The sequence below is a fragment of the Myxosarcina sp. GI1 genome (assembly GCF_000756305.1).
Taxonomy (GTDB): Bacteria; Cyanobacteriota; Cyanobacteriia; order Cyanobacteriales; family Xenococcaceae; genus Myxosarcina.
The window spans coordinates 1-1,354 of the sequence record NZ_JRFE01000076.1; the positions used below are offsets into that span (position 1 = coordinate 1).

Consider the following 1,354-nt stretch of genomic DNA (forward strand, 5'->3'; position numbering starts at 1 on the left):
AAGTCTAAAGCGAGTAAATTTATTAGAGGGAACTGCAACTGCTTGTAGCCCAAAATAAGCACAATTGAAGGCAGAAGCAGAAATTAATCCAGAAGAAAATAAAGTCTCGTAGCGTAGTATAAAAAAAGTTAAAAAGATCAAAAAGGACTAGCGATCGCTTGTGGCTGCTACTTCTTTGGTCAAGCAGAAGTCTCATAAGGCTCGGAGAATTCGATCTGACGGTCATCTAAATAAGTAGAAGCGAAAACTAAAGCTTGAAATATGTCTTCTTCGTCGAGTTCGGGAAACTCCTGATAGAGTTCTTGGCGGTCGGGGTAGGTAGCGATTAGCTCGATGACACGGCGGACGGTCAGGCGGAGGTTGCGGATACAAGGTTGTCCGTTCATACGGGCAGGATTGCTAGTAATGCGATCGAGTTTCATGATTAGTCTGGTTTGATAAATCTCAATTATTTTTATTATCGCGTTTAGGGGAAGTGCGATTGCGCCCAGTACAGTGGCGTAGCCAATCACTACTCTGTTTTCGAGCGATCGTTTATTTTCTTATCTAAAGTAGAAAATGGCTGAAACTATTGAAAACTCAGAAATGTGAGTTCCAGCAGATCGAGTTGTGAGTTCCCACCCCTCAATCTGCGGGATACTAAACTCTCATAATATAGAACAAAGACTACATCAAAAGAAAAGCAGCAGAGCAAACTAGAAAGTGCTGCTGCTAGAGCAAACTAGAAAGTGCTGCTGCTCGAAATATTTGGCTTTATAAAGAAAGGAGAGACTAAAACGGGTAAATGTTTACTAGAGATAATTGAAACTGCTTCTAGCACAAAATAAACCTAATCAGAAGGAGAGTAGTCAAATTAATCCAGAGGGGAATAAAGTCTCGTACTGTAGTATAAAAGAAGTTGAATTGATTTAAAAAGAAGAGGCGATAAGTCCGAAGGGCATCCGCTTCGCGATCGCTCCGAGTCTGTGCTTACCCAACAGCTTTTGAACCAGTAATAAATCCGACACCAGCACTGATAATAGAAGCAGCTATGGCAGTAGACCATTTTTTGTCATCAGTAGTTGCTTGAGGATTAAGGAGTATCTGCAAGCAATAATAGAGAACTAAAGCTACTCCAAGCAAGATAGCGATAAACAAAATCGTAGTTCGCCAGCGACGATGTTGGGCATCATAACTGTCTTGTCGCAAACGATAATCGCGATCGACAGGATTCTCGTTACTGAGATTGACCTTCCAATCTGAACCTTGAGCTAAATCGAATAAATTTTGAGTAATAAAGGACTGAGGATCTGGCTCAGAGGGTTGGGTCATGGCAAAATGATTTCGGTAATAGGATGACGATTCTCGTCAGCAA

At 41.4% G+C, this 1,354-nt stretch carries 2 protein-coding genes; both read right to left on the reverse strand.

The window, feature by feature from the left end; translation table 11 throughout:
* Window positions 1–179: 179 nt before the first annotated feature.
* Window positions 180–422, reverse strand: coding sequence for a DUF433 domain-containing protein (locus KV40_RS31665; protein ID WP_036487514.1), 243 nt, complete (start codon window positions 420–422; stop codon window positions 180–182).
* Between the two features lie 547 nt (window positions 423–969).
* Window positions 970–1,311 carry a hypothetical protein gene (locus KV40_RS31670; protein ID WP_036487501.1) on the reverse strand — a complete coding sequence of 114 codons (342 nt, stop codon included), beginning with the start codon at window positions 1,309–1,311 and terminating at the stop codon, window positions 970–972.
* Between the last annotated feature and the right edge of the window lie 43 nt (window positions 1,312–1,354).

What these genes read in the sequence shown, in the direction of transcription:
- KV40_RS31665 (WP_036487514.1), bottom strand. Translation starts at nt 422, where the DNA reads ATGAAACTCGATCGCATTACTAGCAATCCTGCCCGTATGAACGGACAA.
- KV40_RS31670 (WP_036487501.1), bottom strand. Translation starts at nt 1,311, where the DNA reads ATGACCCAACCCTCTGAGCCAGATCCTCAGTCCTTTATTACTCAAAAT.